The sequence below is a fragment of the Williamsia muralis NBRC 105860 genome (assembly GCF_001598915.1).
GTDB classification, from domain to species: domain Bacteria; phylum Actinomycetota; class Actinomycetes; order Mycobacteriales; family Mycobacteriaceae; genus Williamsia; species Williamsia muralis.
Genome location: NZ_BDAP01000008.1, coordinates 52,059 through 67,163 on the forward strand (window position 1 = coordinate 52,059; position 15,105 = coordinate 67,163).

12 protein-coding genes and 3 pseudogenes are annotated in these 15,105 nt (G+C 62.8%); 8 read left to right on the plus strand and 7 right to left on the minus strand.

Going from position 1 to position 15,105, the window contains the following annotated elements:
• The first annotated feature begins 128 nt into the window (after positions 1-128).
• The 3 genes and pseudogenes from WIMU1_RS23205 to WIMU1_RS26950 all read left to right on the plus strand — a co-directional run.
• Positions 129-1,553, plus strand: a complete 1,425-nt coding sequence (locus WIMU1_RS23205) for an adenylate/guanylate cyclase domain-containing protein (protein WP_243404732.1) — start codon at positions 129-131, stop codon at positions 1,551-1,553.
• Between the two features lie 230 nt (positions 1,554-1,783).
• A pseudogene (locus WIMU1_RS26945) lies at positions 1,784-2,160 on the plus strand (HNH endonuclease family protein).
• Positions 2,161-2,278: 118 nt separating this feature from the next.
• Positions 2,279-2,380: pseudogene (locus WIMU1_RS26950) on the plus strand (excalibur calcium-binding domain-containing protein); the annotation flags it as partial.
• A 94-nt stretch (positions 2,381-2,474) separates the two neighbouring features.
• Here WIMU1_RS26950 and WIMU1_RS23210 read toward each other — a convergent pair.
• Positions 2,475-2,679, minus strand: a pseudogene (locus WIMU1_RS23210) (hypothetical protein).
• A 288-nt stretch (positions 2,680-2,967) separates the two neighbouring features.
• On the opposite strand from WIMU1_RS23210, the gene WIMU1_RS23215 reads away from it, so the two are divergent.
• The 3 genes from WIMU1_RS23215 to WIMU1_RS23225 all read left to right on the plus strand — a co-directional run bounded on the left by WIMU1_RS23215 (position 2,968) and on the right by WIMU1_RS23225 (position 7,226).
• Positions 2,968-3,549 (plus strand): ATP-dependent DNA ligase, encoded by a 582-nt coding sequence (locus WIMU1_RS23215; protein WP_023959034.1) that lies wholly within the window; start codon positions 2,968-2,970, stop codon positions 3,547-3,549.
• A gap of 178 nt (positions 3,550-3,727) precedes the next feature.
• Positions 3,728-4,792, plus strand: a complete 1,065-nt coding sequence (locus tag WIMU1_RS23220) for a site-specific integrase (RefSeq protein WP_116917849.1) — start codon at positions 3,728-3,730, stop codon at positions 4,790-4,792.
• Between the two features lie 376 nt (positions 4,793-5,168).
• Complete coding sequence (locus tag WIMU1_RS23225; protein WP_062800731.1) at positions 5,169-7,226, plus strand: tyrosine-type recombinase/integrase; 2,058 nt, start codon at positions 5,169-5,171, stop codon at positions 7,224-7,226.
• 85 nt (positions 7,227-7,311) lie between these two features.
• Here WIMU1_RS23225 and WIMU1_RS23230 read toward each other — a convergent pair whose 3' ends face one another.
• The 4 genes from WIMU1_RS23230 to WIMU1_RS23245 are packed head-to-tail and all read right to left on the minus strand — an operon-like array spanning position 7,312 to position 10,807.
• Positions 7,312-7,914 (minus strand): mycothiol-dependent nitroreductase Rv2466c family protein, encoded by a 603-nt coding sequence (locus WIMU1_RS23230; protein ID WP_023959030.1) that lies wholly within the window; start codon positions 7,912-7,914, stop codon positions 7,312-7,314.
• A gap of 32 nt (positions 7,915-7,946) precedes the next feature.
• A complete protein-coding gene (locus WIMU1_RS23235; protein ID WP_023959028.1) occupies positions 7,947-8,357 on the minus strand; it encodes a DUF302 domain-containing protein in 411 nt (136 codons plus the stop codon).
• 37 nt (positions 8,358-8,394) lie between these two features.
• Complete coding sequence (locus tag WIMU1_RS23240; protein WP_023959026.1) at positions 8,395-8,625, minus strand: YgaP family membrane protein; 231 nt, start codon at positions 8,623-8,625, stop codon at positions 8,395-8,397.
• A gap of 28 nt (positions 8,626-8,653) precedes the next feature.
• Positions 8,654-10,807, minus strand: a complete 2,154-nt coding sequence (locus WIMU1_RS23245) for an MMPL family transporter (RefSeq protein WP_081729788.1) — start codon at positions 10,805-10,807, stop codon at positions 8,654-8,656.
• A 166-nt stretch (positions 10,808-10,973) separates the two neighbouring features.
• On the opposite strand from WIMU1_RS23245, the gene WIMU1_RS23250 reads away from it, so the two are divergent.
• Both WIMU1_RS23250 and WIMU1_RS26460 read left to right on the plus strand, forming a co-directional pair.
• Entirely contained in the window at positions 10,974-11,240 is a 267-nt protein-coding gene (locus WIMU1_RS23250) for a metal-sensitive transcriptional regulator (RefSeq protein WP_023959022.1), read from the plus strand.
• Between the two features lie 294 nt (positions 11,241-11,534).
• The gene (locus WIMU1_RS26460; RefSeq protein WP_023959020.1) at positions 11,535-11,765 is read left to right on the plus strand and encodes an ATP dependent DNA ligase; all 231 of its coding nucleotides are present in this window, start codon (positions 11,535-11,537) and stop codon (positions 11,763-11,765) included.
• Between the two features lie 820 nt (positions 11,766-12,585).
• Here the strand turns inward: WIMU1_RS26460 and WIMU1_RS23260 are convergent.
• Both WIMU1_RS23260 and WIMU1_RS23265 read right to left on the minus strand, forming a co-directional pair.
• Positions 12,586-13,059: a hypothetical protein gene (locus tag WIMU1_RS23260; RefSeq protein ID WP_133248737.1), complete on the minus strand. Its 474-nt coding sequence runs from the start codon at positions 13,057-13,059 to the stop codon at positions 12,586-12,588.
• Positions 13,060-13,246: 187 nt separating this feature from the next.
• Positions 13,247-14,473, minus strand: coding sequence for an alkane 1-monooxygenase (locus tag WIMU1_RS23265; protein WP_023959016.1), 1,227 nt, complete (start codon positions 14,471-14,473; stop codon positions 13,247-13,249).
• Between the last annotated feature and the right edge of the window lie 632 nt (positions 14,474-15,105).

Here is a 15,105-nt window from a genome sequence, read left to right on the forward strand (position 1 = left end):
ATGCATCGGTAATGCAGCACACCAGTGCCCGTCCTCACCCCGGGCGCCCACACCCACCAGAAGCCCACAATGCGGCCCGGCCAGTTCCGGTGCTGTTACGCACGAAGTGGGGTCTACCACTGCTGACCGTGGGCTCGAGCGTGGGCGGGGCCGTCGTCGTCGCGCTGCTGATCGTTCTGGGCGGCGCACCGCACCGCTCCGGTGCCCAGCTCGGAACGCTTCTGCAGATCCTGGCGGTCTACGTGGTCGTGGCTCTGCTCGCCGCAGTTCGCGGCGTTCTCGCCCTGCGTCGACGCAGCCTCGGGTGGCTGGACACCTCCTCTGCGCCCACACCCGACCACGCCCGCCACACCCTACGATTGCCCACCGAGTCCACCGTCCTCATCGGATCTCTGTGGGCCGGGGGCATCCTCGCGATGTCCGGCTCGGCCTTCGCGCTCCTGCCCGTCTGGGAGGCCCTCGGCGGAACCCTCCTCATGACATTGGGCGCACTTGCCACCGTCGGATACAACTACCTCTTCGTCGAACGTGCACTCCGTCCAGTGATGGCCACGATCCTGGCCGTCGACACCCCACACGCGCCACCACGAACGTCAGTCATCTCCCGGCTGATCCTGACCTGGGCGCTGACCTCCGCGCTGCCATTGGCCGCGGCCATCGCGCTCCTGCACTATCCAGATGCGGCACCGCCCGACCGCATCCGCGCCGCGACCTACCTCGCCGCCCTCGGACTCGTATCCGGAGCCCTCGCGGAAACACTGCTGGCCCGCGCCGTCGCACAACCGATCCACCAGATGCGCGGTGCACTCCGCCGCATCGGGCAAGGCCGGCTCGACGTGCGCGTGCCCGTCGACGACAGCAGCGAAATCGGGGTACTGCAATCCACCGTGAACGACATGGTCCGCGGACTCCAGGAGCAGGACCGATTGCGCGACCTGTTCGGACGGCACGTCGGAAGAGACGTCGCGCAACGCGCACTCGACCGAGGAGCCGACCTCACCGGCGAAATCCGGGAGATAACAGCACTGTTCGTCGACGTAACCAACTCGACGGCACTCGCCCACCAGATCTCACCGCAGGAATTCGTCGACAAGCTCAACCGCCTCCTCGCAGAAGTGATCGCGGCAACCGAGAGCCACCACGGGCTGGTCAACAAATTCGAGGGAGACGCCGCACTCTGCATCTTCGGGGCGCCCGTCGCCCGAGCCGATGCCGCTGACTCCGCACTCCACGCCGCACGGCAGATCCGCGACCGCGTCCTGGCTCACGCGGAACTCGACATCGGGATCGGACTAGCCACCGGCCCCGTCTTCGCCGGAAACCTCGGCACCGACCAGCGCCTGGAATACACCGTCATAGGCGACGCGGTAAACGAAGCTTCACGCCTCACCGAACTCGCCAAACACACGCCGGGACGGATCCTCGCCAGCGACGCCGTCATCAGAGCCGCCAGCGAACCCGAACGCCAATACTGGACACCACACGGCGACTGCTCCCTCAAAGGACGAACCCTGCCGACACAAACCTGGGAAAGCATCCCACCAGGGAACTGACCGCAATCACCCGCAACCTGCATCGAGACCGACAGCGCATAGAAATCTTGGTCGGGAAGTCGAAGCAAACCTTGGCCGGGTTTCCCGTCACCACGGTCGCCAAGCACAGCGCGACGCCTTCAGCACCCGAACCTACGACGGTTCGATTTCCCCGGTATATGACTATGACGATGGGGACGATCAAGCCGGATTGAGCCCCACTGAGCACAGGGTCCAACTCGTCGAGCGCAGTGCAAATCGACCACGTAGTCGCGTTGTCGGATGCCTGGCAGAAGGGCGCCCAGCAGCTCTCCCCCACTCAGCGTGCCGATTTCGCGAACGACCCCGCAACCTGCAGGCCACCGACGGCCCAATCAACCAGCTAAAGGGCGACGGGGATGCGGCGACCTGGCTGCCGCCGAGTGGTGCCTACCGCTGCACCTACGTCTCCCGCCAGGTCGAGGTCAAAGCCACCTACCGGTTGTGGGTCGCCCAAGCTGAAAAAAGACGCCATCACCAGTCCTCGCTGGCTGTGGGGCCACCTCGGCGACTATCAATGTCGGCCGCGGCCAAGCAGCGAATGCTCCTCGCCCGCCAACCTCGACCCCGCTGCCCTCCCCACACCTGACCCTGTCGCGCCGGCAAAGGGTAGCCCCGGAGGACCCTGCTGATCCTCCGTACCAGGGCAATCTGCCCGCCGAGACGCTGCCACCGACCGTGCAGGCACCGTCGGTGTCGTCGCGATCTGCGCCGCAGTCCGGGCGGCTGGGGCTGCCCCGATCTATGCCGGCCAACCCGGGTACAGCAGCAAACTCGATCGCGACGGTGTCGGCGTGGCCTGCGAGACCTGACCCTCACCGACAGGCCCACACCGTGCCGGTCACTGACAGACGGAAAGCCGCGACTCTGCTAGAGGGTCACGGCTTCCGTTGTCTAAGTTGGCTAGTCGGCGAGTTCGGCGACTGCGTGGGCCCACAGGAAGTACTTGTTGGTGCCCAGATCGCGCACAGTCTTGATGTTGAACGCGTCCTTAAGGTGCTGGGCATCGCCCGGGCTCACACCCTGGAGCGCCAACGGGGGCGTCAGCGAGCTCACTGATCGGCTTCTCTTCGTATGCCTTGTCGAACTTGTCGGCAATTCCACCCATTGAAAATGACCTCATGTGCTCGGCTCGGTGTACCGGGTTCGGCACACCGCCACCATCGTAGGAGCGTTCAACGACCAGATCGCCGTCATCAACCCCTGATTCACACCCCTATGGCGTCGTGCCCAGCAGTGATTCGAGGGCAAGGCACCCGGCGTGTTTCGGGTGTCGCGCCAGCACCTGTACGTGTCGTTCCACACTTCCCCGCCGGCAACATCGTGGCGGACTGCAGCACGTGTGACGTGACTGCCGCGTGGGCATCCTGAACGGGCGCCGCCTGTCCCGGATCCGATGCTTGCCACCTTGGGCGAAGCCCCGTCTGGGGAGGGATGGGCGTTTGAATTCAAGCGGGATGGGGCTCGTGCCCTGGTCGAAACTGATTCTGCGAGAACCTATATGTGGAGTAGGCACCGCAATAACTTCTCTTCCCACTTCTCCGAGATCGTTGCTGGTGTGCCCGCGGCGTTGGGCGGCCGGCAGGCGATTCTCGACGGTGAGATCGTCGTACTCGATGCGGCCAGGCGGCCCTCGTTCAGCCGGTTGCAGCGACGGCTGCGGATTCCCAAACCCAGCCCACAGGTGCTTCGGGCGGTCCCGGCGGCGTTCTACCCTTTCGACATGCTGGCCCTAGACGGCCGGGACACCACTGCTCTGCCCTATGTCGAGCGCCGCGCCCTTCTCGACGGGCTGGCGCTGTCGGGCACGTCGGTGCAAGCCCCTCCGTACTGGACTGATGTTGACGGTCAGGTGATGCTCGACATCGCCCGCGAGCATGGCCTGGAAGGCATTGTCGCCAAACGCCTTACCTTGACCTACCACGTTGGTCGTCGCTCCCCTGCGTGGAGAGTTAACTGCACCAAACAGCCGATGTGAGCTAGGGTCCGACTGAATCCCGGGGGGCGGAATGGACGCAGGAGCGGCAAACAAGCGGTACGCACTGGCGGACGGTGCCGTCGACTTGCCACGGATCGGTTCAGTGATTGCATCTCGTTCGACCGGGGCACCGTACGAGGTTGCAGGCGCCGACGGAGGGCGAGTCGACGCGATCGACATGTGGGTGCGAGATCTGATGCTGTGTGATCGCAGCCCCAGAACAGTTCGAGCATACTGCTATTCGCTCCTCACATGGTTCCGCATCCTTTGGTATTTAGACGTGAGATGGGACGCGGCAACGGAGTCGGACGTAGCCGCGATGGTCGGTTGGCTCCGCAGCAGCACCAATCCGCAGCGCGCCCGGTCAGCCAGCTCGACCAGTGATTTCGGCGCGGTGAACGCCAAGACCGGCAAACCTTCGCTGGGACGTGGCTACAGTCCATCAACGATCAACGTTGCGCTGGCCGCGATCTACCAGTTCTATTCCTTTCATGAGCATTTCGGCCGCGGCCCCCTCATCAATCCGGTACCCCAGTCCCCCCAACGCCGACGAGCGTTAGCTCATCGCAGCCCGATCGAAAGTCAACTACGACACCGCAGAGCACGGCTACGGCAGAAGTCGGTCGACACCCAGCCCCGGTCGATACCTGACGAATTGTGGTCCGAGCTTTTCGCAGTCCTGCGCTGTCCCCGAGACCGAGCACTCTTGCTTTGTTACGTCACTAGCGGGGCACGAGCTTCTGAGTTGCTGGGCTCCACCACCGACGATGTCGACTGGGCTCACCAGCGAATCTGGGTGATCTCGAAAGGGACCAGGCTGCGTCGCCCTGTACCGGTATCACCAGAAGCTCTTATGTGGCTCGCGGCGTACCTCGACACTGCGGCCGACCCTAAACCGTCAGCTCCGTTGTGGCGGACATTGAGGAAACCTGAACGTGCATTGAGTTATTCAGCTGCACGGCGGGTTCTGCAACGCGTCAACACTGTCCTTGGAACCAACTGGACTTTGCACGATCTGCGGCACACCGCCGCGGTCCGGATGGTCAGCGACGGAACGCTGACCCTCCCCGAAATCCAGACGGTTCTCGGCCATGCCGACCTGCGAACCACTAGCCGCTACACCGTTCCCCGTCTAGAGGAAATGGTCGAGTCCATGGCAGCTTTCTATGCACGGCCTGCACCCCCTGCCCGTCTGCACAGCGACTACGACCCCACCGACTTCTCGGTGGTCTTCGGTGCCTAGATCGCAAGGCACGACCACCGCCCGCACTCGTCGACGCTCGGTTCCAGACCCGGCAGGACCCTCCGCTGCTGGATATCCACCGGCAGCGACCACGGTTACACCGTGCCCAGCACCGCCCAATCTGCCAACCCCGTTTGGGGATCTATCGGCGGCCACACCCGACGAACTGGTCGAAGTCTCAGCGCATGCGTGGCCGCAGGCGGTGTCCACCAGGCAGAAGCGGTCGGCCTCGATTGAGATGTTTACGACTTACCTAGCGACGCTGCCGGGAGACACCTGGCAGGAGCGGTGGCAGTTGACTGGGCTCGACAACGGCGAATCTGTCATCACGGACATTCCCAACCCAAGAAGAACGAGCGGCTCACACCGGGAGGGTATGAAGGTTCTGGCGGCGCTCCGTGTGATCTCACCCAGTGTCTTAGCGCTGCGGCAGTCGACAATTGTCCAATACGGCTTGCTGTTCGGGCCCGCCCAGAAGGATCCGCTCCTGGACGAGCTGTACGACGCGCTTAACAGCACCGATACCCAAGTCCCACAGCGAACTAAAGCTCGTAACGAACTGTGTTACGCGTTGACCAGCCAGCGCATCGGACTGGTAGATCTGACGCCCGAAGCGTTGATGTACTACGCCCGAGCCCACATCGACGCGTGCGGAGACAAGGCATCTGCAGAACGCCCCGGCGTGCACGTCGCGTGGCAGACATTGGTCTCGATAGGCCACTTCGGACCTGATACACCCAGCACCTTGGCGTTGGCGCGGTCACGGCAGCCCCGTTCCGTCGAGCAACTGGTCGACCGCTACCACCTCACCAACCGCGCTGTCCGCACTCTGTTGGTGGACTACTTGCGCCACCGCAGCAGCGACGGCATGGACCACAACACACTCGAGTCACTATCGCGCGTGCTCGCATCAATCTTCTGGAAAACCATTGAGCGACTGTGCCCTAACCAGCAAGATCTGCGACTGAGTCCTGATCTGTACGCCCTGTGGCGCGAAGAGATTGGCGTGATTCGAACGTCGGCCGGCACCCGCCCTCGGACTGACATCTTCCACATCTTGATGGCAGTGCGCGCGCTGTACCTCGACCTACAGAGCTGGGCTGCCATCGAACCTGAACGATGGGCCCGCTGGACGGCACCATGCCCCATCCCGCCGGCTGCTACTTCCGGATACGCACGAGTGCGTCGCCGTCAGAGCGAACGCATCGCCGACCGCACTCGCGAGCGGCAACCAATGCTTCCCGCCATGATTGCCCACGTCGAGCGTGAACGGCGAAAGACACGCGAGTTGCTGACACGCGGCGACTCCGCGGCGATCGGTGAGACATTCGAGCATGGCGGCACAAAGTTCACCCGGGTGGCCTTTGACCGCGACCACAAGAACACAAATCGAACGGGCACGGCCCGCGTCCGGGTCGTCAACGTTGCCACCGGTGTGACGATCAATCTTCAAGATGCCGAGGATCGCGCGTTCTGGGACTGGGCGTTACTCGGAGTGCTCCGGCTCGCTGGAGTTCGGCAAGAGGAACTCCTGGAGTTGACACAGTTAAGCGTCCGCCAGTACACCCGTCCCGGGGGCGAGGTGATTGCCCTCCTGGTCATCGCGCCATCGAAAACCGATCGCGAACGTGTCATACCGATGTCGACCGAGTTGTTCCACATCATCGCGGCGATTATCGGCCGGCACACCTCCGGCGGCCGGAAAATCTCTGCACTGCAACGGTTCGACCCGTACGAATCCACCATTGGGCCAGCACTTCCTTACCTCTTCCAGAACACGCTCGGACCGGTAGCGCGCTGCAACAGCAGCGCATGGATGGGCGCTTCACTCGCGCGCATCTGCAACGCAGTCGTGGCAGAGCACCCACAATTCACTGGCCTTCGATTCACACCACACGATCTGCGTCGGCTTTTTGCCACCGAGCTAGTGAACAACGGCCTGCCCATCCATATCGGAGCCGCCTTGCTCGGCCACACCAATCTGCAAACAACCCGCGGTTACGTTGCAGTATTCGACGAGGACGTCGTTCAGCACTATCAGCAGTACCTCGAACACCGTCGCTCACAACGTGATTCCGAGGAGTACCGTCCCGCCACCACTGGCGAGTGGAGCGAGTTCGAGCAACACTTCGACAAACGAAAAGTCGAACTGGGAACCTGCGGCCGGCCCTACGGCACCCCGTGCGCACACGAACACGCCTGCATCCGCTGCCCGATGCTGCACGTCAGCCCCCACATGCTCGACCGGCTTAACGAACTCGAAGCAGACCTGCACACCCGCCGAACCATAGCCCAAGCAAAGGGCTGGATCGGCGAGATCGAAGGCCTCACCCTCACACTGTCATTCCTGGCCCAGAAGCGCACCGACCTCGAGCGTCTGAATCCCACTACATCTACGCCACTGGGCATTCCTGCCGTCGGAGTTCCCCTCTAGCGCCTGACCGCAGCGACTGGCTTGATCTGCGGTCAGGTGGCTCATCTTTGGTGCGCTGGACGCGAGGCGCGGGCTAACTCCTGCCTCAGGAACTAAACGTTGGCGGTCCGTTGTGTGGTCGTTGTAGTTGAGCGAAGGCGCTCGTGGTCGACAGTGTCTGCAGGGCGTCGAACAACTGGTCGCCCTCGCGGTCATCGGGGATGGCTGTGAGCACGGGCCCGAAGAAGCACTGTCCGTTGATGCACATGATGGGGCTACCGCCAGAGTCACCGAGACTGTCTTGGCTTTCCTGGTGGGCCACGCGCACGGCACTGTCGTAGGTGGAGTCGTCGAGACTGTCGGCGAGTTGGGGGTCGAGGCCGCTCTCGGTGAGGGCTTTGGCCACCATCGCTGTGGTGACGTCGGCGCCCTGCTGGTGCACACGCTTGCCCAGAGCGGTGTAGAGCGGTCCGAGTGCGCTGTCGCCGGCCCGGTCATGCGCGGCGGCCAGGACACGGCCAAGTTGCTGGGACACTTCCATGTGGTGCCGTTGCTGTTCGGGAACATCAGATCCCTCGTTGAGTACTGCCAAACTCATCTGCCGCCAATCGATCTCGATCTCGCGGCGCTGCGTGGTGTTGAGCAGCCACCGAGAGGCGGCCCACGCAAACGGGCATGCCGGGTCAAAATAGAACGTCACTGCGCTCATCTGTACTCCTTCGGGTCGCGGACTGGTGGAACTCACGCGGAGGCTACAGCTTCCAATGCAGCGATAGCGGCTGAGAGTTTGGCTGATGCATCGGCGGCCACGGGTTCGAGTTCCGCTTCCCCAGACACCTCGACCATCAGGGCGGGGTTCATGGCTTCGACGATCGAGTTCGATGAATTGGTGGGGTCGGTGCGGACCACGACGTTGCACGGCAGCAGTAGTCCGATCTGTCGATTGATCTCCAGTGCGCGGTGCGCCAGCGGCGGGTTACAGGCACCCAGGATCAGGTAATTTTCCATGTCCACGTCGATTTTTGTCTTCAGGGTGTCTTTGACGTTGATCTCGGTGAGGATCCCAAAACCCTGGTCGGCCAGTGCTGCGCGGGTTCGTGCGACTGCCTCGTCGAACGGTAGGTGGAGAACGGTGGAGATGGCCAGTGACATAACAGCTTTCCTTCCGGGTGGGGTTTCGTGTTCGGATCTAGCGGAGTTCGGCGCGGCGTTGTAGTCCCAGGCGGTGCATGAGCAGGCTGGCCGGGCACCAGCCGACCGCGGCGAAGAGCAGCAGGTTCACCGCTACAAAGGCGGTCAGCAGCAGCCACCAGGTCGAGACAGTGGTGGCCAGGGCCAGGCTCACGAGAATCATCAACCCTGCCAGGAGTGGCACTGCTCGTTCGACGGTCCACGTAGGTGGGGTTGTTCGTCTGTTCATCGGTTCGTAGTCCTCTCTGGTGGTGTATTCAGTGGGAGAACGAGATCGCGGGCAGGACCTTTCGGAGCCAGGTCGGTGACCACCATGCTGCCCGCCCGGTCAGGCGAAGTAGCGCAGGCAGCAGCATCAGCCGGATGAGGACTGCGTCGAGCAGAACGGCAACACCGAGGATGATGCCCATCTCTTTGGGCGGCAACGGGTCCGCCAGTGCAAAGGTGAAGAACACTGCGACCATCACCGCCGCGGCGGCGAAGATGATTCGGCCCGAATGAGCCATGCCGTCAATCTGCGCGACGTCAGCGTCACCGGTGCGTTCATAGTGTTCCTTGGCGGTCGCGAGCAGGAAGACGGTGTAGTCCATGGCGATGGCAAAGATCATCGCGAAGAAGAACACCGGCCCCCAGCCGTCGAGAAACCCTTGCGGGGTGAATCCGAGCAGCCCGGACAGGTGGCCGTCCTGGAAGATGAGCTTGGCGACACCGAACGCAGCCGCAGTCGACAGGAGGCTGACGACGGTGCCGATCAACGCGATCAGCGGGGCCTGCAGTGAGACTAGGAGCAGGACGAACCCGAGAACCAAGATGATGCCGACAATCAGCGGGAAGTAGTCGTTGAGGGCCTGTTGCAGATCGAGGTTCTCGGCCGGGGCGCCGCCAACCAGCGCGTCTGCGGGAAGTGCGCTACGCAAGTCATCGACGATGACGCCGAGTTGGGCATCGGAGGGATCCACTGCGGGCAGTGCTTGCATCATCACGTAGTCGGTGCCGTCGAGCGCCGGTTGCGGCGGGGTGACCATGCTGATGCCGGATGTCTGTGTAGCTGCGGTGGCAGCCTGCTGTGCCTGGTCCGAGGGTGCGACGATCTGGAGCATGCCGGGGGCGCCCTCGCCCATCTGCTGCTGGACCAATTCGTATCCCTGGCGCACGGGTGCCTCCTCGGGGACCACCGAGATCGAGGGCATGGCGACCTTGAGGCCGATGACCGGGATGGCCAGCGCGATCAGCACGGCCAGCGATCCGAGCGCGAACGGCCACGGGTAATTGTGCAGAATCTTGCCCCAGCGTTCGAACAGCGGCGAACGGTGTTGCTGGCGTTTGGCGTACGGGAGCGACGCGGCGTTCACCTTAGGACCCAGAGCACCCAGGGTGGCCGGGAGCAACGTCAACGTAGCCGCGAGGACAAACGTCACCGCGAGCATGATGCCCACAGCCATCGTCCGAACTGCAGGAGCCGGCACCAGCAACACCGCCGACAAACTGACCAGCACGGTCAGACCCGACAGCACCACGGCTTTACCAGCGGTATCCATCGTTTCGGCGACCGCGTGGGTCTTGTTGGTGTGGTTTTTGAGGGCGTCCCGGAATCGGGAGACGATGAACAGGGCGTAATCGATTCCCAGCGCGAGGGCGAACATCATCGCAAAGTTCATGGCCCACACCGAGATCGGCGTGACCTGATTGAGCAGGACCAGACCGCCCGCGGAGGCGACCAGGCCGGCAATGGTGAGCAGCAGCGGCAGTCCAGCGGCCACGAGCGACCCGAAGGCCAGGACCATGATGGCCAGAGTGACCGGCCACGAGAACAGCTCCGCCTTGATCATCGCGTCGTGGTTGGCTTTGTTGAAGTCGCTCCACAAGGCCGACGCTCCCGTGGGATATACCTCGACACCATCACGCGAGAGTTCGGTGAGCTCGCCCTTGACCTCGTCAACGGCCCGAACCATGTCGTCGGTGTTCGCGTTCGCGCCGGCGATCAGGATGCCGGTGTGCTGATCCGGACTGATCGTCATCCCCGGTTGCGGGGGTACAACCTCGCCGAACCGGGAGTCACCGCCGAACACTGCGGTGGCATTCGCGATTGTTTCACGCATCGCCGGGCTGTCGATGGTGTCGCGGTCCGAGTGGATGACGACCTGCACCGCAGCCGATGAGTTGCCGCCGAAGTGCTGCTGCGCCAGCTCTCGCACCTGCACCGACTCCGACCCGTTGGCCTGCCAGCCGGCGCCGGCCAACGAGGAAAACACTGACGGCGCGGCCGCACCCAACCCGACGAGCACCAGCAACCAGATGGTGAAGACCCAGCGCGATCGACCGGCCATCGCCGCACCCCACCGGCCCAGCACTCCAGGCGCTGAGCTCGGTGGCGAGCTGGGCTGTTGATCGGTGGTCGAGATGTCAGGCATGGCAACGAACCTTCTCTCTAGATATCGAACCGATACCCCATGGGGTATCTGCGCAAGTCTCGACGGTACCCCCGGGGGTATCGTGAGGTCAACCCCGACCGACCCGTGCGCCCATACCCCCTGGGGTACCCTGGCACTTGTTACACAAAACAGAGAGGCATGACCCGTGACCGGTGACGAAGAATCAATGGCGGCTGTACTGAACCGCCTACGGCGTGCGCAGGGACAACTCTCCGGAGTGATCGCGATGATCGAAGCAGGCCGCGACTGCAAAGACGTCGTAACCCAACTCGCCGCGGTGTCCCGCGCACTCGACCGCGCCGGCTTCAAGATCGTCGCCTCAGGAATGCGCCAATGCATCAACGGCGCCGACGGCGACCAGGCACCCTTGACCGAAGCCGAATTGGAAAAACTGTTCCTAGCCCTAGCTTGACGGCCCGGCCGACGACCCCCGCCCAGCAATGGCTTCACGGACTCGGTGTAGCCTTCATCGGCCCGCCACCAATAATGTTGCGACAGAACCGAGAACTCCTGGGCGTATCGCTCGCCTAACCATAATCGGAGGTTGGAGCAGCAGCTCTTGACTAGTGCAGTCAAGGTCGAAAACACCGTTGCGGAAAGCAACGTCGGTGGTGGTGTGCGGCTGGGATCCAGGCCCGCGTGGTGGGCTCCGGGCGCTAATTCTCGGCTCCCACAACCCTGCCGGCGACCTCTATTACGTCGGGATGTGGGTACCGGGTTCAGCGCCAAAGACCGGCGCATTCTGCGTGTGCAGCTCGAGGCGATCGAGCAACCGACCCCACCATTCACCCAACCGCTGGCGGGCGATGCCGGCTCGTCGATGCGGTGGGTCAGCGCCGTCTACGTCGGGGACATCGAGTACCGCGAGTTCACCGGCCACCTGCGCCATCCCAGCTGGAAAGGACTGCGCGACATACCCGCATCCACAGTCGGGTAGCCCGGCGACCACTAAGGAAGGTTCTGGCCCTGCCTGCGGGCCCAATCCCGGATCCCCTGCGTCTGCTCGTCCGCTGCAGGCCGTTGGCGTTGGCGGTCGGCGGCCCCGGGCGTTCCTGGCCTGTTGACGACCTCGACGACCGTAAAGGTGGCAGCGCGCAAAAGCTGTGGGGTCAGGCGCAGACCGGTCAGGCTGTCGCAGAGAGCGGTGTCCTGTACTTCGGCCCCGGGGACGTGTTGATTCGAACGCGGTCGGCCAACGAATGGACTGGCTCTGACTTCACGCGCCCCACAGACCGACCAGTCAGGGAGATCGACTTTCTAGGACGGCACTGCTGGGAAGTTGAACTCGCTCCGCCGTCCTACAAGCCAGCGCCGATCCAGTTAGTCGTCGATGTAGCCACCGGGACGGTGCTCGAGCCGGGTAGATGTTTTCCTCGCTCACCTGACGCGACGGCCAACTGGTAGAAGCTCGGCCAGCATGCCGGAGTGGGTTGACAGTGGACCGCCTGACGTAATCTGTGTCGGCATAATCAGTTGTAATGCAATCTTTGGTCACCAGTGGGAAATACAACCTCGACGGTGTCCAGCTTGATAAACCCGCGCGGCTGTCGTACGTGGTCGCAAGCGACTTCATTTACGTCAGTACGCTTCCAAATCGAGCGATCGGACCATCGGTTCATCGGTTCATCGGACGCTTTTGGGCAACGCCTACTTACGAGCGTCAACGACTGGGGGCGCGCCAATCGTGCTGCGCTTGCCGACCCCGAGTGAGTGCTTGCTGGCAAGCATCTGTTGCGGGGCCTCGCAGCGTTTCTTGCCTATTCGGCTGACGAGTTCGCCTTTACAGAGGCGGCTAGGCCATCCCAGATTAGTTCGGTGAGCTGCTCGACCAGTTCGTCTCGATCCATAGCACCGGCCATTGCCTCACACCAATGAGCCGCTGCCCAGACAGCGCCAATCAGCGCATGCGCCCAAGGCGCTGCGGCCCGATCGTCACAACCGGCCTCGCTCAGCGCCTGCTGCAGTGCGTCCTGTATCGGCGCGGTGATCGAGGCGGGGCCTGATTCGTTGAATAGACGCGGCGCCAACACGGTCGCGAGAAGCCGATGGCGCTCGACCCAGCCAATAACAACCTCAACCACCAACTGGGTTCGCTCACGTCCACCATCGACGCCAGCCAACACCGCGGCCATTTCTATGGTCAGTCGACCAGCGTGCCGCGCTGCCACGGCGTCGAGCAGATCGTCGCGTCTATCAAACACCGCATACAACGCCGAACGGGCATACCCCATTCGCTCACCCACTCCGCTCAACCCGAACTCGGACCCATGTTCGCCGATTTCAAGCTCAGCGGCATCAATGACAGCTTCCCGCCGAGCCGCCCGGTCGACCCTGGGCCCAGGCGGGCGGCCGCGTTTTCGTCCAGGAACTTCGTCCCCCGCTGCCAACATTGCGTCGCCACCCCTCCCTTGAACCACACTAGTCCTGGGCTAACGCGGCGCCGTAGCGCTGCTCGATTTTGTCGGCCTTGGGCGGGTGAACGTTCACCCTGGAGAGGTCGCCGTTGTAGTGGCCGAGCACGCGGGGATCCATCACCTTGCGCCACAGCGGCGGGAAGAACGCCAGGACCACCATCATGGCGTAGCCCGCAGGGAATTGTGGGGCCTCGCTGCAACTACGAAGGGCCTGGTACCGCCGTCCGGCGCGCGCGTGGTGATCGGAGTGCCGTTGCAAGTTGAGCAAGACGACGTTGCTGACGAGGTGGTCACCATTCCAACTGTGCTCAGGACGCACCTTTCCCAATCTGCCGTCCGGAGTGGGCATTCGCAGCAATCCGTAGTGCTCGATGTAGTTCACCGCTTCGAGTACAAGCATGCCGATGACCGCCTGCAGCGCGAAGTAGGGCAGCATCGCCCACCCGAAGGCTGCCACGATGACGACAACGATCGCGACACTCACCGACCAGGACTGCAGAATTGTGTTGCGCCAGTTCCAGAATCGGTGGCCCTGACGATGTAGCCGAGCGGTTTCGAGCTCGATACCCGAGACAAGTCCTCCATAGAGCGCGCGGGGATAGAACGCGAACAATGACTCGCCGAAACGCGCGCTCGCCGGATCTGCAGGGGTTGCCACCTTCACGTGATGGCCGACGTTGTGTTCGACGTAGAAATGCCCGTACACCGACGGCGCCAACGCGATCTTGGCCAGGCCCTGTTCCAATTTCTCGCGCTTGTGGCCCAACTCGTGAGCGGCGTTGATACCGATCGCGGCACTCATGCCCAGAGTGATCGAAAGACCTACCCGCTCACCCCTGGTCATGTCCGCGAAGGCAAGGCACCAGAAGCCGAAGAACAGGCCCGCGTACTGGAGCGGGACGAAAATGTAGGTGCACCACCGGTAGTACCGGTCCGCCGACAGCGTCCGCACCGCATCCTCCGGCGGTCCGGCACGGTCGGGCCCCCGGATCAGGTCGAGGAGAGGGACGACCACGAGGAGCAGGTAACCACCGAAACCCCAGAGCAACCCCGACACACTGTTGGCCAGCAGGCACGCGATGAACGGCCCGGCAGGCACGAGTAGACACAGCGGCCACAGGTGACGTTTGGGGTCCTTCCAAGTGCGAGTATCCGACATACCCCGGTCCTCGAATTCAGCCCTGAGCTTGGTGTGGTGCATCAGCACAGCCACCTCGCCCGCAATCTTCACGCGTCTTCACACTCACGGATCCCTTCCGTGGCACTGCATACCCCAAAACCCGGTTGTTCGACGTCAGGACTGGTTCGCCCGCAATGGCCGCTTTCAGTCCGTCTCGCCGTTCACCAAATGCAATTCCCCACTAATCGTCTGATGCGCAATTTAAACACAGCATCTCCGATAAGGCAGTGTCAGATTAACGGTGGATCCGGGCCTTGGTGTCGGTTAGTTTCGCTGCAGGGTGATCCACCGTTAATCCGACACTCCCGGGTTCCTATGTGTTTGTCAAGTGAAAACCTTCCCGGGGCCTGGCGATGAAGCACTAGCTTCGTGGAATCAAACTGCGCGACCCAGAGAGTCGAACCCCAAGCGATCGACTCTCTGCTCAAGGCCGAGTATATCCGCCAAAGCCTTCATTCGCCCGAAAGATGAATGACCCGGGGTCGATGACGTTTAAGATCGCTGTGTACAAATACATCTGGTGTCTCATCCATTGCGCCGAACACGGCGAGATCGGAACATCAGCCGTCGAATACGAGACCGCCTACTGGTCGAACCCGAAGATATCCGAGTACCATAAAATCCGGCTTTAGCAGAAGCCGGAAACCAACCAATCGAGCCTCCAAAAAAGGGGGCGTTTCCCG

Excerpts from the sequence above, each read along its gene's own strand:
- WIMU1_RS23235 (WP_023959028.1), bottom strand. The coding sequence starts at position 8,357 with ATGTCACTGGCCATCTCCACCGTTCTCCACCTACCGTTCGACGAGGCA.
- WIMU1_RS23260 (WP_133248737.1), bottom strand. The coding sequence starts at position 13,059 with ATGGGGTATGCCCGTTCGGCGTTGTATGCGGTGTTTGATAGACGCGAC.
- WIMU1_RS23230 (WP_023959030.1), bottom strand. The coding sequence starts at position 7,914 with ATGAGCGCAGTGACGTTCTATTTTGACCCGGCATGCCCGTTTGCGTGG.
- WIMU1_RS23225 (WP_062800731.1), top strand. The coding sequence starts at position 5,169 with ATGAAGGTTCTGGCGGCGCTCCGTGTGATCTCACCCAGTGTCTTAGCG.
- WIMU1_RS23245 (WP_081729788.1), bottom strand. The coding sequence starts at position 10,807 with ATGCCTGACATCTCGACCACCGATCAACAGCCCAGCTCGCCACCGAGC.
- WIMU1_RS23220 (WP_116917849.1), top strand. The coding sequence starts at position 3,728 with ATGTGGGTGCGAGATCTGATGCTGTGTGATCGCAGCCCCAGAACAGTT.
- WIMU1_RS23240 (WP_023959026.1), bottom strand. The coding sequence starts at position 8,625 with ATGAACAGACGAACAACCCCACCTACGTGGACCGTCGAACGAGCAGTG.
- WIMU1_RS23215 (WP_023959034.1), top strand. The coding sequence starts at position 2,968 with ATGCTTGCCACCTTGGGCGAAGCCCCGTCTGGGGAGGGATGGGCGTTT.